The organism is Niastella sp. sgz303648 (assembly GCF_059587045.1).
In genome coordinates this window covers 83,919-108,459 of record NZ_JCAPSW010000002.1, presented here as the reverse complement: position 1 = coordinate 108,459, position 24,541 = coordinate 83,919, and the positions used below count along the sequence as shown (strand labels likewise).

Annotated in this window: 16 protein-coding genes; 13 read left to right on the top strand and 3 right to left on the bottom strand. The window is 40.4% G+C overall.

Translation table 11 applies throughout. The annotated features are described in order from the left end of the window. Positions 1-3 precede the first annotated feature (3 nt). Positions 4-1,347, top strand: a complete 1,344-nt coding sequence (locus AC59IL_RS05130; protein WP_496551018.1) for a TolC family protein — start codon at positions 4-6, stop codon at positions 1,345-1,347. Between the two features lie 281 nt (positions 1,348-1,628). Next, positions 1,629-2,837 carry a PDDEXK nuclease domain-containing protein gene (locus tag AC59IL_RS05125; RefSeq protein ID WP_496551017.1) on the top strand — a complete coding sequence of 403 codons (1,209 nt, stop codon included), beginning with the start codon at positions 1,629-1,631 and terminating at the stop codon, positions 2,835-2,837. 61 nt (positions 2,838-2,898) lie between these two features. Here the strand turns inward: AC59IL_RS05125 and AC59IL_RS05120 are convergent, their stop codons facing one another. After that, a complete protein-coding gene (locus AC59IL_RS05120; protein WP_496551016.1) occupies positions 2,899-3,483 on the bottom strand; it encodes a LamG-like jellyroll fold domain-containing protein in 585 nt (194 codons plus the stop codon). Positions 3,484-4,443: 960 nt separating this feature from the next. Here AC59IL_RS05120 and AC59IL_RS05115 point away from each other — a divergent pair. The 5 genes from AC59IL_RS05115 (at position 4,444) to AC59IL_RS05095 (ending at position 9,146) form a co-directional block, all read left to right on the top strand. Beyond that, on the top strand, positions 4,444-4,857 hold the full coding sequence (locus AC59IL_RS05115) for a DUF2541 family protein (RefSeq protein WP_496551015.1): 414 nt from the start codon (positions 4,444-4,446) through the stop codon (positions 4,855-4,857). Between the two features lie 595 nt (positions 4,858-5,452). Further along, entirely contained in the window at positions 5,453-6,841 is a 1,389-nt protein-coding gene (locus AC59IL_RS05110; RefSeq protein ID WP_496551014.1) for a PQQ-dependent sugar dehydrogenase, read from the top strand. A 145-nt stretch (positions 6,842-6,986) separates the two neighbouring features. Then, on the top strand, positions 6,987-7,784 hold the full coding sequence (locus tag AC59IL_RS05105) for an SDR family oxidoreductase (RefSeq protein WP_496551013.1): 798 nt from the start codon (positions 6,987-6,989) through the stop codon (positions 7,782-7,784). A 17-nt stretch (positions 7,785-7,801) separates the two neighbouring features. Then, positions 7,802-8,716: a helix-turn-helix domain-containing protein gene (locus tag AC59IL_RS05100; protein WP_496551012.1), complete on the top strand. Its 915-nt coding sequence runs from the start codon at positions 7,802-7,804 to the stop codon at positions 8,714-8,716. A 25-nt stretch (positions 8,717-8,741) separates the two neighbouring features. Beyond that, positions 8,742-9,146 (top strand): (R)-mandelonitrile lyase, encoded by a 405-nt coding sequence (locus AC59IL_RS05095; protein WP_496551011.1) that lies wholly within the window; start codon positions 8,742-8,744, stop codon positions 9,144-9,146. A gap of 538 nt (positions 9,147-9,684) precedes the next feature. Here the strand turns inward: AC59IL_RS05095 and AC59IL_RS05090 are convergent. Continuing rightward, entirely contained in the window at positions 9,685-11,418 is a 1,734-nt protein-coding gene (locus AC59IL_RS05090) for an alpha-L-arabinofuranosidase family protein (protein WP_496551010.1), read from the bottom strand. A 222-nt stretch (positions 11,419-11,640) separates the two neighbouring features. After that, positions 11,641-12,537 carry an AraC family transcriptional regulator gene (locus AC59IL_RS05085; protein WP_496551009.1) on the bottom strand — a complete coding sequence of 299 codons (897 nt, stop codon included), beginning with the start codon at positions 12,535-12,537 and terminating at the stop codon, positions 11,641-11,643. 145 nt (positions 12,538-12,682) lie between these two features. Between AC59IL_RS05085 and AC59IL_RS05080 the strand changes: the two genes are divergently transcribed. From AC59IL_RS05080 to AC59IL_RS05055, 6 genes are all read left to right on the top strand, one after another. Next, a complete protein-coding gene (locus AC59IL_RS05080; protein WP_496551008.1) occupies positions 12,683-14,023 on the top strand; it encodes a sugar porter family MFS transporter in 1,341 nt (446 codons plus the stop codon). Between the two features lie 59 nt (positions 14,024-14,082). Next, positions 14,083-17,412, top strand: a complete 3,330-nt coding sequence (locus AC59IL_RS05075; protein ID WP_496551007.1) for a DUF5107 domain-containing protein — start codon at positions 14,083-14,085, stop codon at positions 17,410-17,412. 84 nt (positions 17,413-17,496) lie between these two features. After that, the gene (locus AC59IL_RS05070) at positions 17,497-18,582 is read left to right on the top strand and encodes a hypothetical protein (RefSeq protein ID WP_496551006.1); all 1,086 of its coding nucleotides are present in this window, start codon (positions 17,497-17,499) and stop codon (positions 18,580-18,582) included. Between the two features lie 66 nt (positions 18,583-18,648). Beyond that, a complete protein-coding gene (locus AC59IL_RS05065; protein ID WP_496551005.1) occupies positions 18,649-19,698 on the top strand; it encodes a hypothetical protein in 1,050 nt (349 codons plus the stop codon). Positions 19,699-19,714: 16 nt separating this feature from the next. Continuing rightward, positions 19,715-22,888, top strand: coding sequence for a SusC/RagA family TonB-linked outer membrane protein (locus tag AC59IL_RS05060; RefSeq protein WP_496551004.1), 3,174 nt, complete (start codon positions 19,715-19,717; stop codon positions 22,886-22,888). Positions 22,889-22,915: 27 nt separating this feature from the next. Further along, on the top strand, positions 22,916-24,502 hold the full coding sequence (locus tag AC59IL_RS05055) for a RagB/SusD family nutrient uptake outer membrane protein (protein WP_496551003.1): 1,587 nt from the start codon (positions 22,916-22,918) through the stop codon (positions 24,500-24,502). The last annotated feature ends 39 nt before the right edge of the window (positions 24,503-24,541 follow it).

Genomic DNA, 24,541 nt, shown 5'->3' with positions numbered 1-24,541 from the left:
TCAATGAAACATACTATAAAATACCTTTTATTGCCGGTGATTTTCACCTGCTGCTGCAATTTGTTGCAGGCACAGGAGGTTCAATCATACTCTCTTGATCAATTAAAAGATTCTGCATTAAAGAACAACTATACTCTTGCCATTAAACAATGGCAAATAAAAGAAAAGGAGGCTAAGATCAGAGAAGATGAAATCAAAAGGTACCCTTCGGCAACTGTGAACGGTAATTATCAATACAATTTCATCTTAGGCGAGTTAACGATCCCTGCCGGCACCATCGGCGCGTTGCCGCTAAGTTCAACCAATACGGTGTTGCTGCCTAATACAGATAAAAATTTTACCGTTGGCAATCATAATAACTATAATATCGGCGTAACGGCTTACCAGCCCATCACCCAGCAGGCTAAAATAAAAACCGGCTTGGAAATAGATAAAACAGATGCAGCGCTCACAGAAAAAGAAAAACTCAGCATATCGTTGCAAATACAACAGGCCGTTGAGAAACTGTATTACGGAATATTGATAGCTCAAAAACAACAGGAAGAAGCAGCAGCCAAATTAGCATTGGCCCAATCGAGGTTGCAGGATGTAGAAAATGCGTTAGTGGCCGGCAAAACCACCACTGCCGATAAGGCCGGTTTGCAGGCAAGTATAGCCGATGAAGAACAAAATATCCTGAAATTAAAAATACAGGCACAGGATTATACAGGCGATTTAATCAACCTCACCCGTATAAATGCAACTTCTTTGAAATTAAATGAAATTGAATCAACGGGCCAGCCGGTGAATGCATTAGATGAATACAAAAATGCTGCTGCCGGCTCAAATGCCGATCTGCAAATAGCCAGGCTTACAAAATCAAAAGCCTTACTGGGCATAACAGCCGCCCGGCAAAGTAACCGGCCCGATGTTGGTTTGGTGGGTGGATACTTTTATCAATCAGGCAATCCCCTATTACCTGCGAGCAACCCCTTTGTAGGGCTGAACCTGAAATGGAATTTACAGGATATTTTTTCAAACAAAGAAATACAGAAGCAAAGGCAATTTCAATTAAATCAGGCAGAAGAAAATTTGTTGAATACACAGCAGCAGATAAACAACAATATTGAAAAAGCATATCGTAAGATCGGCCACTCACAGGAATTGATCGCTGTTGCACAAAAAGCAGTTGCTTACCAAAAAGAGGAAATGAAAATACAGGAAGACAAACAGGCGGCCGGTATGAATGTGAAAACAGATCTGCTCAATTCAAAATCGCATCTGGCAAAAGCAGAAGCAGATTTATATGCAGCCCAATTGGGGTATTTGCTGGCTGTATCGGAATTGAAGCTGTTAACGGGTGAATGATAAGGCAATGGGCAAAAAGAATGTGTGGTAAAAATCCTGCGATTTGGTAAAGCCATTTATCTAAGTTGATATTGATCAAAACAATTTCCCGCACGATTATCTAATACTTAGTTTGCGTATATTGTGCAGGGTAATAAAAAAAATACTATATATCCTCATAAAAATTACCCAAATCTGGTTAAAGCTTGTTTGAGCGTTTCGCATAATAAATTCCGCATGAGATTTCCCGTCACTATTTGACACGTTTATGCATATGTTAAACGATACCAAAAATTACTGCTATGATTGAAGTTGATAAAAATTACCAGATTGTGTATAAACAATTGGTAGATAAAATAAATGGCTCGAGGTATAAAGTAACTCGTGTGGCTAATACTGAATTATTAGCTACTTATTGGGAAATAGGAAGAACGCTCCTTGTACAAAAAGAAAAAGCCGGCTGGGGAAAAAAGGTAATTGCAAAACTTGCCAACGATCTAAAGGCCAAATTTCCCAATATGCGCGGGTTATCTGAACGAAACCTGGTATATATGCAAACTTTTGCTTCAGCCTGGCCATTCTTTCCAATTACGCAGCCAGCGGCTGCGCAATTGTCTAAAAAAGGCCAACCCGATGATTATTCAATTACGCAGTTATCAACTGCGCAATTACAATCACATGAAAATCAAAGCATTGAAGATCAACAGTCGCTACTTTTACAAATTCCATGGACACACCATATGATTATTCTTGACAAGGCAAAAACGTTAGATGAGCGCATCTTTTATATTCAGGAAGCTATTAGAAACAGTTGGAGTAAAAATATGCTTAAACTAAATATCGACACATGTCTGCATAAACGGAAAGGGAATGCTATCACCAACTTCGATTCAAAACTTTCAGAAAATCAGGCAGAATTAGCCACATTAACTTTGAAAAATCCATACATTTTTGACTTCCTGGATATTGGAAACGAAATGCATGAGCGCGATCTTGAAAGAGCCCTACTAAAACATATCAAAAGATTTTTGCTTGAACTGGGAAAAGGATTCGCTTATGTTGGTAATCAGTTTAAGGTAAAAGTACAGGAAGATGAGTTTGCGTTAGATCTTCTTTTCTTTAACTACAATCTTAACTGTTTCGTAGTCTTTGAACTTAAAGCCGGCGATTTTAAATCTGAATATGCAGGTAAGTTAAACTTCTATGTTAATATTATTGATGCCAGGATCAAATTGCCGGGTCATAATCCATCTATTGGGGTATTACTTTGCAAAACGCCCAATGAAATGGTGGTAAAATATTCACTTCAGGGAATTCAGACGCCCTTAGGAGTAGCTGAATATGAGTTAATGCCTAAACAACTAAAAGCTGAAATGCCAACCATTGAAGAACTGGAGCAGGAGTTGGGAAGGGAGATTGAGATTATGATGAATCCAATTGAGGAAAAGAAAAACAAGGCGAAGGACATTCTTGCAGAAGTAAAAGGTCACGAACTAAATCAAAGCAAATGATTATATCTCGCCACAACATCAATGGCCCCTTTCACAGCTCCGCAATGCGACAACCGTTGCTTTAACGAAAAACGGCCCCGATTGAACCGGAACCGTTTTGTATGTTAAAAACCGTATTGCTTACTGCAATACTATCTTCTGCCTTTTTCCAATGAGCTTTCCATTCTGTGATAAACCGAGAAAATAAACGCCGCGCACAAGTGATGGTATAAGCAATGTATTTAATCCCGGAGAAGTATCCTGCTGCAGCAGGAGTTTGCCCTGGGCGTCGAACAGCTGCACCTTCGCATGTACAGTGGCAGGCAGTTTGGTGGTAAACTGCAGCAACCCGTTCTGCACCGGGTTCTGAAGCACTTGCCATTCGGCCTGCGTGGCAATAAAAGGATAGTGTATTAGTCGAAACAGTGTATTGAAGCAGATTACCCGCACAGGTGCCGGCATTGCTGCCGAGAAGGTAATTTGTGCCAGTAGCGGTGGAGGAGATCTTTACCCAGCATTCAAGCGTGAAATCGCTTACAGAAGGAAGACTGTTGCCAATATTCACATAATCATTCGTTCCGTCGAATGAAAGGCAATAATTAGTCTGACTCTTCATGGTCAGCGGGAGAGCAAATGTACCGCATAATAATGCAAGTATTGGTTTCATAGAGTATCAGGGGTGGGTTATAATTATAATGTATCACAACATGCCTTAAACATGTAAAAAATACATATATCTTCCGGCACGAATATAGTTTTATTCTTATTTATTGGCAATAGCAGCTTCCAATTTGTTGATGCAATAGTTCTTAAACATGGTGCGGGTAAAAGTCTAATGTTTTTTTATCCCTAAATAGAATCAGCCGTAGGGGTAATTTACAACATACAGTTTTGTTAAAGGCAGTATGCCATAACCAGAAAGAACATGTCAATGCCTCATCGTAAACGTAAAAACATAATTATTGCCATAATTATCTTTTTAATTGGGTTTATTACTGCTTACTTTTTGTTTATTTGGGGTATTATCAGGTTTGATTTCCTATAACGTTTACCTGTTGCTCCTTTACCTGCCTGACCGCCGGGTAAATAAAAGATAAGGATAACGATTAACAAGGCGCCTTTGACTTTAATCAAGTTTCCATTTATTTAGGCGCATGATTTTTTTGCATTTTATAAAAAAATTGTAACTTTCCCCTACTCATCCGGGTTATTCTTTTCCTGCAGCCTGTTTTTTCGTTTAGCCAAATGTAATTTATATCTACGCATGTAATTCGTTACGCTTAACCAGTGAAATGGAACGCTGCGCACCTGCAGTAAGTGGTTTTACAAATGGCTAAATGGTATACACAAGTGAAATCTATATCATTACAAGTGAAAACGATGCAAATTAACACGTAACAAAGAGGTTTCTGCACGAAACAATGAGAAGGAGGCAATAAACCGGATTCACTTCGACGCTTTTTCCATTGTATCCAGCACTTTATCAGGATGAAGGTAGAGGCAAATCTTACTGGCATAAAATTTTATGTACTCTAACAGTAAAGACTAAACAGTCTGTCCATTTTATGTTCTTTCAGGCTCCTGACTATTTCAGGAGCTTTTATTCCTTTACTAAAAAACATTTGACATGAAAATCTTTTTTTTCTTATTGCTCTCAATCATTTTTACAGGTAATATGCTTCAGGCTCAAAAGCCGGAAGTGATAACGAATAAGAAACCTGGCTGGCATAAAATAGGGAACGCCAATGTAGATTTTAAAACCGATAAGGATGAGTTTTTAATAATGGGAGCCGACAGATTTAAAGCCTTACAGATAAGAGTTTTAGATGCTCCCATACGATTAGAAGACATGCAGGTACAATATGAGGGAGATAAAAAAGAAGATATTTCTCTGAAATCAAATTATAAGGCCGGTACTAAAAGCCGTGTAATTAATCTGAAAAACAAAGATGCTGAAATTAAGAAAGTATCATTTGTATATCATACAGTACCTAATTACAAAAACGAAAAAGCCCATATAGAACTTTGGGGGCTTAAATAAAGTTGGTTTTAAGTATAAACGTCCAAAATGATAGCGGTCTCATTAAAAAGTGAGGCCGCTTTTTGTATTCAGGATTTCACTAACCGTTATCAACATAAAGTTTAAAACAGCAACAGGCAATTGGTAAAAAAAAAGCCTCCCGGAGGGGAGGCTGCACTAATCAAATACCAATAACCATTAAACCTTATCCTATGAAAGGTAAGTTAGCAAAAGTCAATTTATTAAAAGAAAAAATTTATAAAATAAAATTTTTATTGATTTTAATCAATCGTCCCTTGAACAGTAAACAACTTCTAATAACACAACCTGTTCTGATAACACAATCTGAAGTATACTCAAAACAGTTTTAGTTAAGGAACAAACTTTGCATACACAATTTTTACGCGAATCTGTAGAAACAAATCCTTAAGCTATTATTACTCCTTTAAGTTTATTTATTCTGCCGAAGTACCACTTGAAACAACCTGTTACCAGGTTATAGCAATATCCTACATGGATACCAATCATCCGTAAGTTGATTACTCACACAGTAATGGTTTTCATATTGTGTGCGATTTGTTTATCCGGATATTTTAACCATTTAAATTGATGTATTATGAGAAAAAAGCCATCCGGCATTGCCGGCCGTTTCATTGCTCAGGTTGTGTTTTTATGTGCAATAGCAGTGCTATGCATTTTATTACCCCCGGGCTGTATAAAACATGAAATACCTCAAACGAAAGCAGTTGATATACAACTGATAGCCGATAATTTTGTATCGCCTATTCAGGTTGTTGCTGCACCTAATAGCGAACGTCTTTATGTAGTTGACCAGATCGGAAAAGTGTGGGTCATTGATAAAGATGGTAATAAGCGCCCGACCCCGTTAATTGACCTGACCAGCAAAATGGTAACGCTTAATCCTGCTTATGATGAACGCGGTTTATTAGGTCTTGCCTTTCACCATGATTTCAAAACCAACGGTCGTTTTTTTGTTTATTATCAGTTGCCACCGCGTGCGGGCGGACCAGCGCCCGGCGTTACATGGGATAATCTCAGCCGTATTTCAGAATTCAAAGTTATGTCGGACCAACAACTTACAGCAGATCTGAATTCTGAAAAAGTTCTTCTTGAATGGGACGATCCCCAGTCTAATCACAATGGCGGCACACTGGCTTTTGGCCCTGATGGATACCTGTATATTTCAATTGGTGACGGCGGCGGCGCTAATGATGTAGGGCCAGGACATGTTACAGACTGGTATACTGTTAATGCCGGTGGCAACGGCCAGGATATTGATTCCAATTTATTGGGTAACATCTTACGCATCGATGTAAACTCGGGTAACCCTTATGGCATACCATCAGATAATCCGTTTGTAAACAAACCTGGCAAAGATGAAATTTATGCATTTGGGTTTCGTAATCCGTACCGGTTTTCATTTGATATGGGCGGATCGCATCAGTTAATAGTGGGTGATGCCGGTCAGGTTTTGTGGGAAGAAGTTAGTGTGGTAACCAAAGGCGGCAATTATGGATGGAATGTAAAGGAAGGCAGGCATTGTTTCAGCACTGCCGATAGTTCAAAGGTGCTGCCGACCTGCCCTACGGTTGATAATATGGGTAATCCGTTGATTGATCCGGTAATAGAACTCAAAAACTGGGAAAATCCCGAAGGTGGCAGAGCTACTACAGTCATAGGCGGCCATGTTTATCGTGGCCATGAGCTTAGAGGATGGCAGGGCAAATATATTTTTGGAACCTTTTCGCAAACGCCTACAACGGCAAACGGAGAACTGTTTATGGCTACACCGATAGGAAGTTCATGGCCATATGAAGAAGTTTCGCTTAAAAGTCATCCTGATGATGTGGGCTATTACCTGAGAGGATTTGGACAAGACAACGACGGAGAAATATACCTCGCCGTTTCTTCAATGCTTGGTCCGCAGGGAAATACCGGAAAAGTGTTTAAGCTCGTAGCTGCTAAAGGAAAATCTTCTTATTAATTAATTGTAAGCAATATGCAAGGTTACTATTAAAAGCCCTGGTGTATACCACCGGGCTTTTCCTTTTTGGCTACAACAATCTCCATTTTGGCAACATGCCTCAAAAGCAGGTGATGGAAATTTGTTATTCAAATTATAAACAACAATGAAAACAATTTTTATCACAGGCGCCTCAACAGGACTGGGAAAAGCAACAGCAAAATTATTTGCATCAAAAGGCTGGAAGGTGATCGCTACCATGCGTAAACCCGAAAACGAAAAAGAGCTCATTTTGATCAACAACATTACCTTGTTGCCGTTAGATGTTACTAACCCTGCCCAGATTAAAGAAACAACCCAAAAGGCCATTGCCCTGGGCCCTATCGACGTGGTGTTTAATAATGCAGGTTATGGTTTGATGGGACCTCTGGAATCAACCACCGATGAGCAACTGGTGCGTCAGCTGAATACAAACATAACAGGTGTTATTCGTGTTACCCAGGCTTTCATTCCTTATTTCAGAGAAAAACAACAAGGGCTTTTTATAACCACTACTTCAATAGGCGGATTGATCACTTTTCCATTCTGTTCGGTTTATCACGCAACAAAATGGGCTTTGGAAGGCTGGAGCGAAAGCATGGCATTTGAATTGAAAAAAATAGGTGTTGGTATTAAAACGGTTTCACCCGGCGGCATTAAAACCGATTTCCTGAGTCGTTCTGCAGATATGTCTTCCCACCCTGTCTATCAGCAATGGGTTGAAAAAATGTTTGCCAACTTCAGTGAAGATCATTTTTCTTCCGCAGATCAAATTGCTTCCGTGGTTTATGAAGCGGCTACTGATGGAAAAGATAAATTAAGATATGTAGCAGGTGAAGATGCGAAGGCATTCTATTCACAACGTTTGCAAGTAGGTGACGAGGAATTCAGAAAGCACATTGAACAGGCGTTTCTGGCAAACTAATTCACTAACTTTATGCAATGAAAAGAGAAGAAAAGGTACCACATCAATTCAACTCTATATCCGACTTACACCGGGTGATGGGCTTACCCAAGCCGCTTCACCCGCTGGTAAGCCTGGTCGATAATTCGAAGATAGCAGTGGATAAAGACCAGTTGCCCGACTCCTTTCTGCTCAATTTTTATAAGGTTTCCTACAAAAAGGGCCCTGCGGGAAAATTAAGATACGGTCAACATTATTATGATTTCGACGAAGGCGGTTTGGTATTTACATCGCCTAATCAATTGCTGGCCATTACCGATGACACGGAATACTATGGTTATACGCTACTCTTTCATCCTGATTTCATCAGGAATTACCCGTTAGGCAGAAATATTAAAAATTTCGGTTTCTTTTCCTATTCAGCCAATGAAGCATTGTACATGTCTGAAAAAGAAACAGGGATCATCCTGGGTATTTTAAAGAATATTGAAGATGAATTACAAACAAGTATAGACGATTTTAGTCAGGATGTGATTGTATCGCAAATTGAGTTGTTGCTGAATTACAGCAATCGTTTTTATAAACGCCAGTTTATTACCCGCAAAGCAGCCAGCAACGATCTGCTGGCAGCAATGGAAAACATATTGAGTGATTACTTTAACAATGAAACCGGTTTAACGAAAGGCTTACCCACGGTGCAATATCTTGCAGAACAACTGAACGTGTCGCCTCATTATTTAAGCGACATGCTTCGCTCCCTTACAGGTCAAAACGCACAGCAGCATATTCATCAAAAACTTATTGAAAAAGCCAAAGAAGTTTTATCTACCACTAATTTATCGGTTGCAGAAGTGGCTTATAAATTAGGCTTCGAACACCCCCAATCGTTCAATAAATTATTTAAAAGAAAAACGAACCAGTCGCCATTGGCATTCAGGCAGTCGTTTAATTAGCGAGGTACAAATAAAATTATTATCAATGCAAATAACAAGAGTAGGTTCAAAGCCTTCGGGTAAAGGACCCGACAATTGGTTCACCGGCGCAGTACGCATAGATCCTTTGTTCGATGCAAATGAGGCAAGGCGCAGCGCTGCAGCCAGCGTTACCTTTGAGCCGGGTGCAAGAACAGCATGGCACACACACCCACTCGGGCAAACGCTAATAATTACGGCAGGCTGCGGTTGGGTGCAACGCGAAGGCGGCGCTGTTGAAGAAGTACACCCCGGCGATGTAGTTTGGATTGAGCCGAACGAAAAACACTGGCATGGCGCTACTGCAACAAATGGAATGACTCATATTGCCATACAGGAAAACCTAAATGGCAAAGTGGTTGAGTGGATGGAAAAGGTAAGCGACGAACAGTATAGCGATGAGCAAAAATAATGGTGCGGTTTCATCAAAGCCTCCTGAAGCGCCGCAGTAATTTGCTGCACGATGAAGAACCCGCAACTAATCTGCCACCCGGGGTCAATGATAAATGGTTGAAAAAAGGAAGGAGTAGAAACTCCCTCCGGATTGTTTCAATATTGCCGGGGAAAAAAATTTCCGAACCGGCAGCTATTAAAACCAACAAAGATTGCTAAACAGGTCTTATTATATTATCTGTAATGACCTCAAGCTTAATTACATTAGAAATACCTGTAACCAGGCAATCGGTGTAAATTATTACACCGTCTGGAGTTGTTTTGAATGCAGTGGGCTCTGCCAATAAAGTATTAACAGGAACACAATTGAATAGGCTAAATAACAGTATTCGTAATTTCTTATAAAACAATGCAAGCGTAATTGAATGGTGTAAAGCTATGGCTGAGCTGTTTTACACAAGGGCCCGGATTGTTGCAGACTATGGTATGAAATGTTGCAAGCGAATGATTTTCAGCTGATTTATTTGCGCTAAGGACACATTGAAAGCCTTTCTGTACTATTTTTTATCAATTACCACAAACACGACCCCTCTTGCAGGAACCGTTATTTTTATTCCACTATTTGTATCGGCAGCATATGGTTTTAAAGTAGCATAATTGTCGGGACCACCGGCAACACCTGAGGTACTTGCCCCGTTCACTATTACTTTTCTTGAAAACTCCCCATTATCGGTTCCACCGGTCAATGAATACCAGTAAAAACGGCTGCCCGCATTAAAGTTTTTGAATGTCGTTTGCACATTTGCACTGGCCGTTGAAGTATTTACAAGGGCTACTGCAATTTGTCCTGACGAAAAAGTAGTAGCATAACTTATAATACTGCTATTGCCTGCTACTGTTGAATTGATGAATCGGTCACCCATAAACTTTTGAAAGAAATACATATAATAGAAATTGGGGCGGGGATTCCATTTTTGCACGCCGGGTTCATCGCCGCTGCTGAATAAACCCATGTCATTTCCGTTGTTCCAGCCGTTTGCAAGGTCCCATCGACCTGCATAGCCAAATTTATTTTTCATCAGCTCGCCCAGTACAAGTACGGCGTGCATGCCCGATACGCTTGAAACCATTTGCATAGAGCCCTCCGATTGAATATTCCATTCCGTTAAGGCAATTGGTTTTTGGGTGGCAGCGGCTGATGAAACAGATTGTGTAACATAATCCAGCATCGATTTTGTGACCGTTGCGCCCGTATTCAAAATAGTGGCAGCATCGGCATTCGTTTGATAATCGGTATAATAATTATGTACGATAAAAAAATCTGCCGGCGTATTTACCCGTGGCAATACCGTCGCATTCCATGTTTTTGTAGCTGTTGGTTCCCACGACTGCGGTGTATGTTCAATCAGCTGAGCTCCGATATAAATTGTTTTGCCAATTTCTGTAGCGGCCTGGCGCATTGAATCGGCAAAAACTTTAAAATGCGTTCCATATAAGTCGCCTGTTATAAGTTGAGGCTGACCGTCTTTATTTTTACTTACATCAATTCTGTATCCTGCTTCCCAGGTGCCTGCGCTTTCATTACCAATTTCCCAGTATTTTGTTCTGCCATTGTCGTACCGAACCCAATCAGCAGCGAGATGAGCGGCTGTAGCAACAGGATTTGCGCCTGTGCCGTACCGGGCATACGCATAGTTGATGGTGATCATACCCTTATTGCCGGTCTGCTGCAGCATGTTGTAATAATTATCTACAGAGCAGGTCCATCCCTCTGTATTTTTTCCGTACCAATACCCTGCGGCAGATTTCACGCCCTGATCATTAACCAATGTATCCGGCGCTTCGGCCGGTTTTACGTCTTTTGCAGCATTCCAGAAAAAAACATCGCTGATGCTACCACCGGGAAAACGAATAATACGCGGCTGAAAATTAGTTATGTGGGTGAGCAGGGTTGCATCTGTAAAATTGGCCATCCATAAATTGGCATTGTTTGCAAACAGCGTGGGGGGCACTTTTGTAACCACTGTACTCGCATCTATATTCACTGTCACTCCAGCCGCAGCAGGCACTGTGCCGGCCTGGTAATCAGGTGCCGTAAAATTTTTTGCATTCCAGCCGTCAAGAAAAAAGCCGATGGTGTTGGCAACTGCCGGGTCTTGTGGCGTAACTACCGTAACTGTTGTGTCTTGATTATTAGTAGAAGTATCGTTTGTAACTGATTTTTTGCAGGATGTATAAGATATATAACCAATCAGGCAGAAAACAGGTAATAGGAATCGCAGCTTCAACATAGCAATCTTTTTTTGATCGGGTAACAGATGAGTGTTTTAACAATATGAAATTAATCACTGTTTGGCAAAATCAGGGTATATTAATTTGCATTTTATAGGTATAATTTGTTCACAATGGAAGTAAACAGACATTACCCGTCAAAAAAGTATCATCATATCAAATATTGAAAGGTTGCAGGTTGCCAAACGAGGGCTTAACCATTAGCAGAAGCCTAAACGATTTTACTGATGCCTTTTATCCTTATACTCTTTAGGCGACATGCCCATCACCTTTTTGAACATTCTTGAAAAGTAGTAGGGATCATTGATACCTATTTTGTCTCCTATCTCTTTTATCCGAAGGTTAGTAAATAACAAATACTGGCAGGCCTGTTGAATTTTTAAATGATTGAAGTATTCAATGGGCGAAAAGCCTGTTTTACGCTTGAATACATATGAAAAATGTGATGGTGAAAGATTCACTGTAGCAGCAATGTCTTCCAATGATAAATTCTGATCTACGCTTTCCGTTAAATAGTCTATGGCTTTATCGATATCATCTTTCCCATTTATTTTTGCCGCACCAGGCAGTTTGCTGTTAAATACGATGCTGACCAAATAATGCCAGAAGCTCATGTTGGCATACACAAGATTATCATTTGAGTAACCTCTTGTTAATTGGTTATAAATTTCATCAAATAAGCCAACAGGCGTTTGACTGAATTCAATAAATCCTTTATAACTGTGGTTTTTTGTTTTAATCATCGACACAATAGCATCCGCAGCAGGTCCCTTGAAATGTACCCAATATATAGTCCATGGATTTGCTTCATTGGCCTGATAAATATGTGCTTGTTTCATGGGAACAATAATGAATTCGCCCTGCTCAACAGAATAATGTTCTCCTTTAATGACAGCCCTTCCACATCCATCATGACAATAAATAAGAATATGCTGATCGGCGCCTGCCTGGCGTGTTCTATAATGAAACTTTGCATTAGGATAATAGCCGATATCGGTTATGTACAGAGAGCTTATGACTGCGTTCTTTGCACAGCGGGTTGATAATATATTGCGTGGGATGACAATCGCTTTTTGTCCTTCAAAGCCTTCTTTTTTATAAACTTTCTTTTGGCGCATAATCGAAAAGTTAATTAAATACTGTTCGAAGTCTAAAACGAATGTATTCAATTGAATCGTAAAAAAATCCATCAAATACCTTTTTTTGTCTATTTCTTTTAGCGCAACAAAAATTCAAATTTGTGTAGCGCTTAACACTTGCCATATGACTGCACACCACCAAAAATTCAACCAGGGGTACATGCTAAGGATATCTTTCATAGCCGCTATGGGAGGTTATCTTTTTGGTTTTGATTTCGCAGTCATTTCAGGAGCCCTACCCTTTTTAAAAACAGCATTTGGATTGAACGAATACTGGGAAGGATTTGCAACAGCTTCTTTGGCATTAGGTTGTATAATTGGATGCATCGCTGCCGGAAAAATTGCAGAGGTACAAGGGCGCAAAAAAGCTTTACTGATAGCAGCAGCAATATTTTTAGTTTCCTCTATAGCCATGGGATTATCGAACCGGTTAAACTTATTTATTGCTGCAAGATTTGTGGCAGGCGTTGGAGTGGGTATGGCATCGGTAGTATCGCCCCTATTCATTGCTGAAATTGCGCCGGCGCCCATAAGAGGTAAAATGGTGGCGATCAACCAGCTTACCATTGTTACCGGTATATTGATTACGAATGTTGTCAATTATTGGCTTAGCAAAAGCGGTGCAAATGCATGGCGATGGATGTTTGGTCTGGGGTCTGTTCCTTCGTCGTTGTTTCTTATTGGTACTTTGTTTTTACCTGAAAGTCCGCGATGGCTGATTTTGCGTAACCGTTTACAGGAAGCTAAGAAAGTGCTTTCTCGTATCGGTGATCCCGATTTTGTGAATACGTCTATCGCTTCAATATCACAATCGGCCGACAACAAACAAAAGCCTAAATACAGTGATCTATTCAATAAGGCAGTGCTCCCCGCTGTTTTGATCGGTATTGGTCTTGCTATGTTTCAACAGTTTTGTGGGATCAATGTTGTTTTCAATTTCACTACGTCTATTTTTAAAACCATCGGTTTTTCCCGGGAAGACCAATTAAAACAAACGGTTTTCATAGGAGCCGTGAATCTCGTTTTTACGTTGCTGGCCATGTGGCAGGTTGATAAGGTAGGACGTAAACCGTTAATGATCATTGGTGCGGCTGGTTTAGCCGTTCTTTATATATTCAGCGCTATCGCACTTCAACAGCAATCATCGAACGCTGCATGGTTTCTGCTTGCCGCAATAGGTACTTATGCTATGTCTCTGGCTCCTGTAACCTGGGTGCTTATTTCTGAAATCTTTCCAAACCACATAAGAGGTATTGCTACATCTGCGGCAGTAGTGGCTTTATGGTTATCGTATGCATTGCTGGTTTTTACATTTCCCATCCTTGCTGAAAAAATGGGTGCTTATACACCCTTTTACATATACGCCGGTATTTGCGTTTTAGGATTGTTATTTATTCTGCTTAAAGTGAAAGAAACCAAAGGAAAAACTTTAGAACAGGTAGAAGCTTCATTTGCTGCTCACTAAGGTATTTAACAGCTATGCCTAAATAATTATTACTTCTGATAATACAAACGAGTGTTGCTATGAATGTTAAAGTATGGACTGAAAAAGTAAAAATTCCGACCTATAAGATTGGTAAGCCCGATAAAAATCCGATGTTTTTTGAGAAGAGAGTTTATCAGGGAAGCAGCGGTGTTGTTTACCCTCATCCCGTAATTGATAAAGTGTATGATCAAAAAGAAGAAAAAGAATATACCGGATGTTTTTTGGAAAATGAATATTTGAAGGTGATGATCCTTCCCGAATTAGGAGGCAGGATCCAAATGGCTTATGATAAAACGAATGATTACCATTTTGTTTATTACAATAGCGTGATCAAACCGGCATTGGTTGGTTTGGCAGGTCCGTGGATCAGCGGAGGCATTGAATTCAACTGGCCACAACACCACCGCCCTTCTACATTTGAAGCAGTTGATTACACGATAGAAAAAAATGAAGATGGCAGCGCTACTGTGTGGGTGAATGAATACGAGAAAATGTTTCGCACAAAATGCACATTAGGGTTTACGCTTTATCCCGATAAGGCTTATATCGAATTGCATGCACAATTACATAACAGAACACCTTTTCCGCAAACATTTTTGTGGTGGGCTAACCCTGCGGTAGCCGTTAACGAAAACTATCAAAGCGTGTTTCCGCCCGATGTTCATGCAGTTTACGATCATGGAAAAAGAGATGTAAGTTCTTTTCCTGTTGCAACCGGCACTTATTATAAAGTAGATTATTCTCCCGGCACTGATATTTCGAGATACATGAATATACCGGTGCCTACTTCATACATGGCCGTTAACAGCTCATTTGATTTTATGGGAGGTTATGATCATGGAAAAAAAGCAGGCCTTATGCATATTGCCGATCATCATGTTAGTCCGGGCAAAAAGCAATGGACCTGGGGGTGTGGAGAATTTGGTAAAGCCTGGGACAGGCAGTTAACCGACGAAGATGGTCCTTACTTTGAATTGATGTGTGGTGTTTTTACCGATAATCAACCTGATTTTAGCTGGCTCATGCCAAATGAAACAAGGCATTTTACACAATATTTCATGCCTTATAAGGATATCGGTTATGTAAAAAATGCTTCGGTAGATGCAATGGTCAATCTGGAATTTGATGCAAAAGAAGTTACTTTTCAGGTGTACGTTACACAACCACGGTGGGTCACCATTGCACTAAAGCATAACGACCTTGTAATTTTCTCAGAGAAAAAATTTCTTACGCCTAAAGAAGGTTATAAAAATATACTTCAAAACATATTCGAATCTCATTCGCCGCAAAACTTTACGTTAAGTGTATTTGATGAGAAGGAAAACCTTCTGGTGAAGTATACACCTGTTGTTAAAAAAGAAGAAGCTATTCCTTCTGCGGCAAGCCCAATTCCCGAACCGGAAAAAGTGGCAACCATCGAAGAATTGTATCTGGCCGGTTTGCACCTTGAGCAATACCGCCATGCCACTTATTCGCCGCCTGATTATTATAAGGAAGGATTGAAACGTGATAAAGGCGATATCAGATGTAACAACGCGCTTGGACTTTTGTATTTGAGAAGAGGGCAGTTTGCAGAAGCAGAAGCACATTTCAGAACGGCCATTGAAAGAATCACCAGGCATAATCCCAATCCATTCGATGGAGAGTGTTTATATAATTTAGGTCTTGCGCTGAAGTTTCAGAATAAATCAGATGAAGCTTATGATGCGTTTTACAAAGCTACCTGGAATGCAGCATGGCAGGATAATGGTTTTCTGCAAATGGCATATAGCTGCAGCATGAAGCAAACCTGGGAGCAGGCTTTAGTTTTTTTGCATCAGGCATTGATGCGAAATTTTGAAAGCCCGGAGATAAGACACCTTTACGCCATTGCGTTGCGCAAATGCAATAAACTTCAGCAGGCAAAGGAACTGGTTCAGGAAACTATAAAAATCGACCGGTTTGCTTATGGGGTTTTATTCGAGGAATACCTGCTTCTTCTTAGTGATAATAACACAGATCTGGCGGCCCAAAAATTACAGCAGTTGAATTTGCTGATGAGGGGTGAGATCAATACGTATATCGAAATTTCGATCGACTATGCGAATGGTGGAAATTATACCGAAGCCATTGCATTGCTTGATCTTTTACAAAACGCCGATCATCCTTTGGTCCATTATTACAGAGGGTTTTATCAATTCAAAAACAATGAAATTGATTCAGCCAGAACAAGTATATATAATGGCGCTGACTGTTCTCCCGACTGTGTATTCCCCAACCGGATAGAGGATATCGAAGTGCTGCAGCATGCAATAAGCATAAACCCGAACGACTATAAGGCATATTATTATTTAGGCAATCTTTATTACGCCAGGAAAAGATATTCGGATGCTATCACTGCATGGCAACAGTCAATAAGCATACACGATGGTTTTGCAACAACTCACCGCAATCTGGGAATTGCATACTATAACAAGCTAAAACTGGAACAGGAAGCGCTGAAACATTATGAACGTGCTTTTGAAATTGATCCTTCCGATTCGAGAGTTTTATTTGAACTGGATAACCTGTACAAACGGCTTAAAAAATCTCCGGATGAAAGATTGAGGTTTATTGATAACCATAAATCACTCATAACCGAACGCGACGACCTGTACATTGAGTATGTGGCATTACATACAATAACCGGAAAAACAGAAGAAGCAAAGCGTTTGCTGCTCGATAGAAATTTTCATCCGTGGGAAGGCGGAGAAGGAAAAGTTTCGGGTCAGTATGTGGCTATTCATATTGAACTTGCTAAAAGGGCGCTTTCAGAAAATGATTTTGACATCGCCATACAATTCCTTGAAAAAACTAAAATTTATCCTCATAGCCTGGGAGAAGGGAAATTGTATGGAACATCAGAGAACGACATCGACTACTGGCTTGGTTGCGCTTACAAATGTTTAAACCAGCCTGAAAAAGCAAAAGAATACTGGCTGAAAGCTTCGCACAGTAACCTGGAGTTAAAGCCTGCCATTTTTTACAATGATCAGCAACCCGAAAAATTATTTTACAAAGCCCTCGCTTTAATTAAGCTGGGAAAGGCAGATGATGCAGAAAATTGTTTTCAAAGCTTCCTCTCATATGGCAGGGAGCACCTGAACGATGCCATTAAAATTGATTTTTTTGCGGTTTCCCTTCCTGACCTGATGATTTTCGATGAAGACCTTACACTTCGTAATACCATCCATTGTCATTACCTGATGGCGCTTGGGTTTTTAGGGTTGCGAATTTATGCATTATCAGAGGAACATTTTAAGAAGGCATTACAGTTGGAACCAGCTCATACCGGCGTTCAACTTCATTATAATATGTTAAAACAGCAACAGCTAATGGAGGTATCATAACCATAAAGTAGCCATGAGAAAAACCATGATTGAAAAATAGTATTTCAGTTTTCATTTTCTACACCCAAAAAACTAACGATGCGTATGAAAAAATTGTCTATCAACATCCCCTTCCTTTCGCTGCTTATTGTTCTTTTTATAGCATGCACAAAAGACGATAAAGTAAACGTTTATCGTCCACCTTCGGCTGAGATCCATTTCAGTAATGTGTCTGATTTCATTGTCGACAGCCTTGGTAAAACCATCTCTGTTAAGGCGCAAATTGCGGCCGATAATGGTATACAGCAAATTGCGCTGATCTATGATCCGTGGAATTTGAATAAAGTGATTACAAGCTTTTCCGATCCGGCTAAATACGATCTGAATGAAAAGGTAGTTATACCCAAAAATGCTGCCTTACAAATTCATTCCTTAAAGATTGAGGTCACCGATAAAAAGGGCAATATAAGTGTTACTGAAATAAAGGTGGGGTTACAGGACCTGAATTACACAACCTTATACCTGGCCGACGTTAAGTCACAATCAGAGCTTACAGGAAATCTCTTTGGCGTTCCGGTTGCAATGGATAAAATTTCTTCCCACACTTATCAAATAACTTATTACGCCAGAAACGACAATACCCAGGTAAGATTTATCCCCAATCCGGCATCGCTCACTCCGGTTGCAATTGGTTTAGATGCTTCAGGTTCTGCAAAACTTACAACAGATGCTGCTAAGTCGCAACCCCTTGTGCTGCCCCAAAAAGGATATTACAAAATCACTGTAAATACCCTGCTCCTTAATTATTCTGCAGAGCAGGCAGCACCAAAGGGCACAGCGTATGATCAGGTGGCGTTGGTTGGAAGAGGTTTCTATGATTATCCAAACATGAACTGGCAGAACGCATTGCCCGATATCATTCTTCTTGATAAAAGCCCTGTCAATCCTTTTTTGTTTACAAAGACAATTAAATTGGGAATTCCTCCCGGCCAATCATACAACACCGCTCAATTTATTCTCACCACAAACAATGGCTGGACAAACTTCTGGAGGTTTGATAATGCCGTAACACCTGCCAAAGCTGTATTTAATGGAGGTACAAATACCGACATACCCATTACAGGCACACCAAAAAGCTATCTGTTTGTGTTTGACAGTCAAACAGGCATCATCCAGGCAATTAAACAATAACTCAAATAGTAACAGCATATGAACTATTTATTTTCTTCAACAAGAAGTTTCATCATAATTCTGCTCATGACTTCGCTTTGGTCATGCAAAAAGGACGATTCTGCTACGCCGGAAGTTAAAAATGCACCCGTTGTTTCTTTGACCAATGAAGTTATTGTTACTACACTGGGTTCCGAGTTCTTTCTTGAAGCCGATTTGGCAGATTCAGCAGGCATCAAATCTTTTACATTTCACTATGATGACTGGTACCTGTACAATACCATCTCTCTTCAGGACCTGAACTATCCGCATACATATCATGTGAAGTATAAATTCAAAATGCCGGATACAGCAGCCAACAAAACGCACAGTATTGATTTTAAAGTTACCAATATCGGAGGTAAAGAAACGACTGCACAGTTTAAGGTGTTATTAAATGCCGATTTCCCGAAAATGTATGTTACAGAAACATTAGATGCTACAATATTAAGCAAAGATTTATTCGGTGTTCCGGCCCTTGCAGATAAGGTATCTTCTTATAATTATTCTGCAACTTACTATGCGGCACAGTCGAATACAAAGATTTGGTTTATTCCGAGCAAAACCACAACAAAACCTTTTGCCTACGGTTTAGACCCAAAAGATCCCACGAAACTTACCGGCGATGTAAACAGCGCTCAACCCATTGTATTAACTGCTAAAGGATACTATTCCATCAAATACAACACACTTAATTTAACCTATAGCATTACAAAGCTGCCAGACCCGGATCCTTCGTCGGCTTTTGTTCAGGTTGCCTTAGCCGGGCGTGGATTCTTTGATTATCCAAACATGAATTGGCAAAACGCATTGCCTGATATCATTCTGCTTGATAAGGATCCTGTAAACCCTTATTTATTTACAAAGACAATAAAATTGGGAACGCCTCCTGGTCAATCGTACAACACGGCTCAGTTTATTTTCACAACAAATAATGGGTGGACGAACTTCTGGAGGTTTGACAATGGAACAGATCCTGAAGCCACAGTTTTCAACGGAGGTGCAAACGGAGACGGTTTTTCTATTTCGGGTACTCCTGTTACTTACAAAGTAACATTCGACACCTGGTTGAACCGTGTCAAATTCGAAAGACAATAATCTTAAATTTTTTTTTATGATGACGAGATTCAGGCTTTATATATATATGTTTTCTTTCCTGGTCATTTCAATAAATGATGCTTTTTCACAAGCAACAATAGTTGTGAAAGGGCGAATTATGTCGCAGGATGGCGCTCCCCTGGCAGGCGCCAGCGTTAGTCAGAAAAACGGGACAGCAGCTACTACATCAAATCACGAAGGCTATTTTTATATAAATGTACCGGGTGGTGTAACATTGGTATTCTCTTACATAGGTTACGAACCTAAGGAAGTAGTTGCTTCAGAAATCATGCAGGTAACGCTTTCTCCTCTGGCTTTAAAACTGGAGGATGTTGAAATTGTGGTAGACAAGGGTTATGGAAAAAGCAGAAAGATTGCCGTTTCCTCTTCAATAGCCTCTGTTAGTGGAAAAGATATTCAAAATCAAACGGCATACAATATAGGGACCTTATTGCAGGGCAAAGCAACCGGTGTACAGGTAACAAATACCAGCGGCGGATACCCCAAAATATTGATCAGAGGCTTTACAACACTGAACACCAGTACCGATCCTTTGATCATCATGGATGGAATTAATTTAGGAAGGGCCAACTTAAACCTGGTTAATATTAACGATGTTGAAACAATCGACATTTTAAAAGATGGCGCTGCTGCAGCTATTTATGGTAGTGACGCTTCAGGTGGTGTAATTGTGATAACAACAAAAAGAGGAAAAGCCGGTAAGCTGCAAACAGATGCAACTGTTAATTATGGAACTGAGTTCTATAAAGATCCTAAGCTTGCCGATGCCAATGAATATACAGAAATACAAAAAAGAAGATTCAGCAATTATACAACTCCGTCCTGGGCAACGGCTACCGATTGGTGGAATACCGTAATAAAGCCAACCAATGTGGTTAACGCAAACATTAGCATGAGCGGAGGCACCGATAAATTAACCAGCTACGGAAGCATTGGATATTACCGTACCGAGGGGCCATTTTATAATGGATTTACACAAAGAGTAACAGCGAGAGTAAACTTAGATTATAAGCCCAACAATGTTATCAAAGCAGGAACTACGCTTTATCCAAGATTTGAAAACTGGCAAAATTCGGGGTTCAATGGCGACCTGATGTCGGTTATGCGTACTGAACCCATTTTACCCGTTTACATCAACAGGCCGGGACAAAATGAATACAGTCAGTTCTCAGCTTCCTTTATTGAACGTAATGTAAACCCTGTTGCTTACCTCGCAAGGAACAGGCACAACTGGAATTATTTCATGGCACTAATTGGTGATGTTCACGTAGAAATTACGCCCATCAAAAATCTCACGTTGCGTACGCAGGCTGGTGTAAATACCGGGAACGGGTTTTCACGATCTTACTCACCGCCTTTTTACAACAATGCCAACGGCGCAAGAGATCAGAACTATGATAGTGTGGCATCGAACCCCGATCAAACAAAAGACAATTACCTGGGTGCGTCAAGGGCCTACTCAGGTTCTAATTACAACATTGACTGGCGATTGACCAACACCGCCAATTATTTTTATGCAATTGGCGCCAGCCATAAATTTAATTTATTGATTGGCTATGAAACAAGAAAAGAAAGTGGTGCGCGGAATAATACAGGGCGGTCTTACATACCCGTTGACCAGCCGGGTTTATGGAACCCTGATAATGCCGGTACGCCGATCTTAGCCACATCTCCCAATAATTTCGTCACCGGAGATGGCAGCCGTTATAATGAAACATGGCTTTCGTATTTCAGCAGATTCAATTATGAGTTCGATAATAAGTATTTTCTGGAAGCTGCGATAAGACGAGACGGCTCATCAAGGTTTCCGGAAAATAAACAATACGGAATATTCCCTTCCATATCGGGTTCATGGGTAGTGACGAACGAAAAATTTGCACAGGATTTCGGCAAACTCTCATTTTTAAAATTGCGTGCCGGTTATGGCACCGTTGGTAATGCATCGTTTAATGATCCTTCGGTGGGACTTGATTTGTTAAGCCGTCGCATCGTAAGTTATGGCGGCCCGAATAACTACTATGTTATGGGTGGCGCTCCCGGTAATATACTGGCGCTGGCCCGGCCCGGTAATCCCAATTTAATATGGGAAACCACGCAGGATAAAAATGCCGCTGTTGAATCGTATTGGTTCAGGAATAAACTATACATCAATTTTGAAATATACAATCGCCGGTCAAAAGATCTTTTATTCTTTGATGATGCAGGACGCCCCGATCTCGGTATTCGTTCAGGCTCATGGTACAATTTAGGTACTTTGGAAGTAAAGGGAATGGAAGGGATTATTGGATACAAGGATAAATTTTCAAATGGACTCTCTTACGATTTTAGTGTGAATCTTTCGCGCAGCCGGGTATACCTGAATAAGCTGGGTACCAATAACGTTCCTTTATTAGCAAGCTCGCAGGGTAATTACAGAGTGGGCGAAGATCTGGGCGGAGCTTTAGTCAAAATCGATAAAAATGGCGGTGCATTAGGAGATTTCTATGGTTACCAGGTGGAAGGCGTTTTTCAAAATTTGTTTGAAATAAATGCATACACGAACAAGAACGGAAACTTAATTCAGCCTAATGCAGTACCCGGGGATTTCAAATTTGCCGATTTAAATCATGATGGCGTTATTGATGAAAAAGACAAAACAACCTTAGGAAATGCCTATCCGAAACTGGAGGCCGGTATCAATTTAAAAGTAGAATACAAAGGATTTGATTTAGCTGTTACGGGCTACGGACGTTTTGGTCATAAAGTATTTTGGGTAGCCAAAAAATGGATGGAGATGGGCGCTTTGGGCTCGAATGTTTTGAAAGGCTCGTTAGATAAGGCGTGGAACGGAGAAGGATCAACGAATGATTATCCAAGATTTATTAATGATGCACAGGATGCCAACAAGAATTTAAAAACTTCAAATTCGTGGTTCATTGAAAATGGCGATTATTTCCGGCTAAATAATATACAGCTTGGTTATAAGTTAAGCAAAAAGCTGATCGAAAAATACCACATGAACCGGTTACGCATTTATGTGAACCTTCAAAACATTGCAACCATAACCAAATACAAAGGACTCAATCCTGAAATATTTAATAACGATTTTGGTTTGCTGGCACCGGGGTTTGATTTATCACAGGCCCCTGTTCGTAAGGCCGTAACATTTGGCCTTTCTGTTGGATTATAAGTTTTTCAACTTTTAAAGAAAAAAACTATGAACAAAATATATAAACCGGTAACATTTGCTGCATGGTTGCTTTTTATAACCATTGCAGGCTGCAAAAAAAGTTTTTTGAATAAAGAAGTTATCGGCGTAAACACCCAATCGGGATCATTGGATAATGCCGGGAATGCCAGAGCAGCCGTAAGCGCCTGTTATGCATATGTGAACGGAGGCGACTGGAACCAGTGTTTGTTTCCAAGGCTCTTAATGGAATCCGGCACCGACAATGGCTGGGGCGCCAATGATTACCAGGACAGGCCGGCCGAATTAGGTGTTTGCGATTTTACCGGAGTGAACCCAACCGTTTCTTATATCGAAAACTACTATAAGAACATGCATGAGGGTATTCGTAACTGTAATTTCGTTATTAACGGGTTAGCAAACGTGACTACAATAGCAGACAACGTGAAAAACCGGTATATAGCAGAAGCAAAATTTCTTCGTGGATTCTTTTATTTCGAGCTGGTTAAAACTTTTGGGGACGATGTCATCAACATCGATTTCAAACCAGCTGATGCAACCTTATTCCTGGCACGCTCGCCCAAAGCGGATATTTACAAACAGATCGCCAAAGATTTTCAGGACGCTGCTGCCGTATTACCCGAAAAGGGACAATATGGAAGTGCTGATATTGGACGTGCTACAAAAGGAGCAGCATTAGGTTTTCTTGCAAAAGTATATCTGTTCAACGGTGATTATCCAAATGCAGAAAGCACAGCCCTTCAAATCATTTCATCAGGAAAATATTCGTTGGAAAATACCTACAGCAAAATTTTCGAACCGGAGAATGTAAACGGGAAAGAAAGTTTGTTTGAAGTGAATTATACCAATGCGGTAGGTTTTGGTAACGGCCCTTTACCTGCTGAAGTAACCGGTGCAGCTTCTGTTGACGGAGGATGGGGCTGGTTTGGTTTAACAAGCGATCTTGAAAATGCGTTTATAAAAGAGGGTGATGATGTAAGAAGAAAAGCCACTATTAATAAAGCCGGCGATGTGGTAGATAATGAAACCCCCACACGAATTTATCCAAAACATTTGGTGGGAAATAAACCGGCGCATACTTCCTGGCGCTATTACAGGAAATTTTACATACCGCTTTCAAAAAGAGTTGGAACACCCTGGCAGTACAATGATATTAAATTGCGTTATGCGGAAGTATTGTTAATTCACGCAGAAGCTGCGGCATTCAATAACAAGCCCGCAGAATCGCTGAATTCTCTGAACCAGGTGCGCAGAAGGGTTACACTTTCCGATAAAACGGGGCTAAGCGGAGATGCGTTAAAACAGGCTATCTGGGATGAACGGCGCCTTGAGTTAGCCGGTGAAGGCACCTATCGCTGGGATGATATAAGAAGAATAAAAATAAATGGCAAAGTATTGATTACATTACTTATGGGACCCGACGGTTCATTTGTAAAGTATAATACAACAACGAACACCGACCCGGTAGAAACAGCTACACACCGGGAATCATTGAATAAAGGCTATTATTTCAAAGAAGGCGTTCATGAACTATGGCCCATACCCGCAAGTGCTATCAATTCCAATAGCGCTATGAAACAAAATTCCGGATATTGATCGTGAATGGTGAATGGTGAGTGGTGAGTGGTGAATGGG